Below are 5,013 nucleotides of genomic sequence, written 5' to 3' on the forward strand. Positions count from 1 at the left end.
GGATACCTCGACCCGTCCCTCGACATCCCGCTGCAACACGATCCGGCGGCGGCCCGGGGGCGCTCACCCGGCACCGCCGCGGGTGCCCGAACCCCGGCGCCCGGCTTGGCTCAGGGGTGCGTCGGTGTCGTCGTCGTAGTGCAGCGCCACCTCGAGCGGGTCGGGGCGGTCGAGGTCGGCGGGATCGGGTTGGCCGCGGAACCGGTGCCAGAGCCGACGGCCGGCCAGCAGCACCAGGACGGCGCCCGCCGAGAGCGTGATGAAGAACAGCACCTTGCCGTAGGCGTTCGAGTGCACCGACAACCGCACCGGTTCCCCGAGCGGCAGGCCGTCGACGGTGCGCAGCGCGACGTCGACGGCGACCCGCTGGGTGAAGTGCACCTCGATGGGGACCCGCAGCGGAAGGTAGCCCGGCGGCAGCACGATCTCGCCCATGTCGGTGACCGTCATTCCCGGTGGCGCGTCGACGTCGAGCCGGACCCGGATCGGCACCGGCAGGTCGTTGCGCAACGCCAGCGGCAGCGGGCTGCGTTCGGTCGCCAGCGTGTAGGCCCCACCCGGGTTGACGATCGTGACCGCCCCGAAGATGTCGTCGACGGTGTGCCCGACCGTTGTGAGCCGTTGTTGCGCAAGGCCGTTGCGGGTGTCAGGCGGCACCGACTGGCTCAGCGCGCGCAGCATGTCCTCGCGCAGCGGGGCGGTGTAGCCGTATCCGGTCAGCCCGGTGCGTTCGTCGGTGGTCAGCGCCGCGGTCAGTCCCCACAGCCGCCCGGTGACCGCCGCGATGCCCGACACGACGGCGTCGTCGAACCGGGCGTCGGGGTCACCCAGCTCGTTGCTGGGCAGCGGGGCCATGTCGTCGGGTGCGATGGCGCTGCCTTCGCCGATCACCGCGGTCAGCGGTCGCGGCTCGGCGAGTCCGGCGTTGATCGCGGTGGTGACCGCCCGAAACAGTGCCCGGGCGTCGTCGGGTCCGAGGCTCCACGCCATCGGCGGCATCAGGATCTGGGTGCGCGGGCCGATGTTCGGATTCAGGGCGCGCCACAGCATGGCCCCGAGGGCGTCCTGGCGCCGCGCCACCGCCGAATCGTGTTGCAGCGGGATGTCGAGGGACGGGTCGAGGTATCCCGGGGCCACCGGATCGGTGCCCGCGCCGGCCAGCGCCGCCCCGACGGCCGGATCGAAGGGCGCCGCGACGACCTGCGGCGTGTAGCGCACCGGCGCGGTGTCGGCGACCCCGGAGTCCGCGACGTCGGTCCCGTCGTCCGACCCCGATTCGGCGGCCGCCACGGCCACCGTCTGGCCGCCCTGGTCCGACAGCAGCCGCACCGCGGGCCCGGTCAGCGGACCGTCGCCGACCAGGCTGGCCCCGCGCACCGAGGGCACGCCCAGAATCTGGTCCACGATGTCGCCCGCCGACGTGGTCGCTATCCGGCTGAGCCCGGGATCGCGGACACGACGCAGCGCGTCGAGGTCGGCCTGCGCGTAGACGGTGGAGGCGACGCACATGCCCTTGGCCAGGTTCTTGAGCCGGTTCAGCCAGGTCACCGCAGCGTCCTGCCCGGTGCCGGGGCGGGTGGGGGTGCCGGGTCCCGCATCGGGTCCGTCGTTGACGACGTAGCCGCCCGTCATCGCGTTGACGGTGACGAGCAGATCCGGGTCGACCGCCAGACATGTCGCGGCACGCACCCGCCCGTCGGGATCGACCTGGGGACTGGTGGCGAACTCGGCGGCCGACAGCAGCGTGTCGAGACGCCCGCCCGGCGCCAGGGAGGTCGCCAGGTCGTCGTCGACGAGCCGTACCGGGGTGGCGCCGCCCGGCGCGCCCGCGGCCAGCCGGGGCCGGTCGGCGATCGGCCACAGCAACGTCATCCGGACCGGCTTGGACGTGTCGGGGGTGGCGATCGCGGTGACCGGGTCACCCGATTCGGTGCCCGGGTCGGGGGGGACGCCGAGCACCGGCAGCAGGAAGCGGGCGTCGTCGAGGCGGGCGGGCGCGCCGTAGTCGGGCGTGCCGTTGACGTTGACCATCACCGGGTACACGCCCGGTTCGTCGATGCTGAGCGACGGCCGGTCGCCCGACCTCAGGGGGTACGACAGGGTGAACGGAACCTCTTGTCCCCGAGCAAGTTCCGGCGCGAGTGGGACGAAATCGCCGATCGGCTCGAACTGGTCGACGTCGCCGGTGAGGTTGGTGCGCAGGCCGGTCGACGTCCGCACCGCTGCGGCGTCCTCCAGCCGCACGACCACATCGCGCACCGGCCGGTCGCCGACGTTGAGGACGGCACCTGCAACGGTGACTACCGGTTCGCTGGTGGTGGTGACCACGTCGGGAGTGACGCGGTCGACGCGGACCTGAAGAAACGGTGTCGAATCGGGCTGGGCGGCGGCGGACCGCGGTAGCACGAGCGGCAGGACGCTCAGCGCGAGCGCGATCAGCGCGGCCAGCGCGCGCGGCAGCGCTGCGGCGGTCACGAGCCCTGTCCGCAACCGTTCGTCCGGCGGCCGGGCTGCGTCTTCCCGGACTCGTCCCCCTGCCCTTCGGGCGGGTGGTGCCCCCACCGCTCGCCCCCCGGGGACGTTTGGGCGCGTTCGTCGGGACGACGGTTGCGGGTGTGCGAGTGCGTCTGGGGGCGGCGCCGCGGCGACGACCGGGGCAGCGGCGGCAGCGCGGACGGGCCGTGGGCGTGCAGCTTGTCGATCAGCTCGCCGGCGACCTCGGCGAGCCGGCGTTCGTCGGCGTAGGCCAGTCGCTTGGGCAGTTCCTTGAGCGGCACCCACGCCACCTCGGTCACTTCGAGGTCCTCGTCGGAGAGTTCGCCGCCCAGGAAGCGCATCAAGTAGTGGTGCACGGTCTTGTGGACGCGGCGGCCCTCGGTGACGAACCAGTAGTCGATGCTGCCCAGCGCGGCGAGCACGCTGCCCTGGACACCGGTCTCCTCGGCGACCTCGCGGACCGCGGTCTGCTCGGCGGTCTCACCCATTTCGATGTGGCCCTTGGGTAGCGACCACAGCATGCGGCCTCGCCGGTCGATGCGCCCGATCAGTGCGGCGACCTGAGTTTCCTTGGGGCCGTCGATACCGTCGATGACCAGCCCGCCGGCCGAGGTTTCGTGGACAGTGCGCAGCCGGTCGGGTGGGCGCCGCGGGCGCGACTTCTTGGACTGCCCGCCCTTGCCGTCCTTGTGTCCGTCGACGGCGGCGCCGTTCTTGGGCGCGGCGTTGGTGTGGCTCGGAGGGGGCTGCGGAACGGGGCGGCGGGGCTGCGCGGACGGGTCGGGTGCGGCCTCGGGCGGACCTGCCGCGCGTCGGCCGCGACGTCGCCCCCGGCGCCGTCGTGGTTTGGCCTGTTCGCCGTCCGACACCCAAGCGATAGTAGCTGCCACGCATATTGGCCCCCGCCGCACTCACCGGTCGTGATAGAGCCGTTGCACATTTGTGTGACTCCGCGGCGCGGGGGCCGGTTGATCGTCGCCTGACTAGGCTGTCCGAACGTGTCCGCCTCCTCCACCGACGCCGAACTCCTTGCCACCGCGCAAGTGGAGCTCAACCGCCACGGTGAGGTGCTGCGCGAACTCGGCCGGCTCTTCGCCGACGCCGGACACGAGTTGTATCTCGTCGGCGGCAGCGTCCGTGACGCGCTGCTGGGTCGCCCGCTGACCGACCTCGACTTCACCACCGACGCCCGTCCCGAGCAGATGCAGAAGTTGCTGCGGCCGTGGGCCGACTCACTGTGGGACACCGGCATTGAATTCGGCACCCTCGGCGTCGGGAAGGGCGACAAGCGTCTCGAGATCACCACGTATCGCGCCGACACCTACGACCAGGTGTCCCGCAATCCGGAGGTGCGGTTCGGTGACAACCTCGACGACGACCTCGTGCGACGCGACTTCACCGCCAACGCGATGGCCGTGCGCATCACCGCCGGCGGCCCCGCCGAATTCCACGACCCGCTCAACGGGCTGGCGGCGCTGCGCGCGAAAGTGCTCGACACCCCCGCCGCACCCGAGGTGTCGTTCGGCGATGACCCGCTGCGCATGCTGCGCGCCGCGCGCTTCGTCTCGCAGCTGGAGTTCACCGTCGCGCCGCGGGTGGTGTCGGCGTTGGTGGCCATGGCGCCGCAGCTGGGCCGCATCACCGCCGAGCGGGTGGCCGCCGAACTGGACAAGCTGCTGCTGGGCTCCGACCCGGTCGCCGGTGTGGATCTGATGGTGCAGACCGGGCTGGGCGATGTGGTGCTGCCCGAGGTGGGCGCGATGCGCATGGCGATCGACGAGCACCACCAGCACAAGGACGTCTACTGGCATTCGCTGACCGTGCTGCGGCAGGCGATCGCGCTCGAGGACTCCGGACCCGATCTGGTGTTGCGCTGGGCGGCGCTGCTGCACGACATCGGCAAGCCCGCGACCCGCAAGCATGAACCCGACGGCGGAGTCAGCTTTCACCACCACGAGGTGGTCGGCGCGAAAATGGCGCGCAAACGGCTGCGCGCGCTGAAGTACTCCAAGCAGATGGTCGACGACGTCTCGCAGCTGGTGTACCTGCATCTGCGGTTCCACGGCTACGGCGGCGGCAAGTGGACGGACTCGGCGGTGCGCCGGTACGTGACCGACGCCGGTCCACTGCTGTCGCGGCTGCACAAGTTGGTGCGCGCGGACTGCACCACCCGCAACAAGCGTCGCGCCGCGCGGCTGCAGGCCAACTACGACGACCTCGAACAGCGGATCGCCGAACTCGCCGAGAAGGAGGACCTGGCGCGGGTGCGCCCCGACCTCAACGGCAACGAGATCATGGACATCCTCGGCATCCCCGCGGGCCCCGAGGTCGGTCAGGCGTGGCAGTACCTCAAGGAGTTGCGCCTCGACCGCGGCCCGCTGTCGCGCGAGGAGGCGGTCGAGGAACTGCTGGCGTGGTGGAACGCCCGGGGCGGACAGTAACCCCGCGCCGAACACCGCCCGCGGCGCGACGGTGAACTCCAGCTGCGAGACGAAGCGCGCGGCGCGCAGCATGCGC

Annotated in this window: 3 protein-coding genes; 1 reads left to right on the plus strand and 2 read right to left on the minus strand. The window is 71.9% G+C overall.

The features are described from left to right. Positions 1 to 63 precede the first annotated feature (63 nt). Entirely contained in the window at positions 64 to 2,475 is a 2,412-nt protein-coding gene (locus tag AU072_RS23135; protein WP_064415928.1) for a hypothetical protein, read from the minus strand. Further along, positions 2,472 to 3,365: an NUDIX hydrolase gene (locus AU072_RS23140; RefSeq protein ID WP_082681008.1), complete on the minus strand. Its 894-nt coding sequence runs from the start codon at positions 3,363 to 3,365 to the stop codon at positions 2,472 to 2,474. Before AU072_RS23140 ends, AU072_RS23135 begins: the two co-directional genes overlap by 4 nt. A gap of 129 nt (positions 3,366 to 3,494) precedes the next feature. Here AU072_RS23140 and AU072_RS23145 point away from each other — a divergent pair, with 129 nt between their 5' ends. Beyond that, positions 3,495 to 4,937: a CCA tRNA nucleotidyltransferase gene (locus tag AU072_RS23145; RefSeq protein WP_064415929.1), complete on the plus strand. Its 1,443-nt coding sequence runs from the start codon at positions 3,495 to 3,497 to the stop codon at positions 4,935 to 4,937. Positions 4,938 to 5,013 lie beyond the last annotated feature (76 nt).

The organism is Mycolicibacterium novocastrense (assembly GCF_001499835.1).
Lineage (GTDB): Bacteria > Actinomycetota > Actinomycetes > Mycobacteriales > Mycobacteriaceae > Mycobacterium > Mycobacterium novocastrense.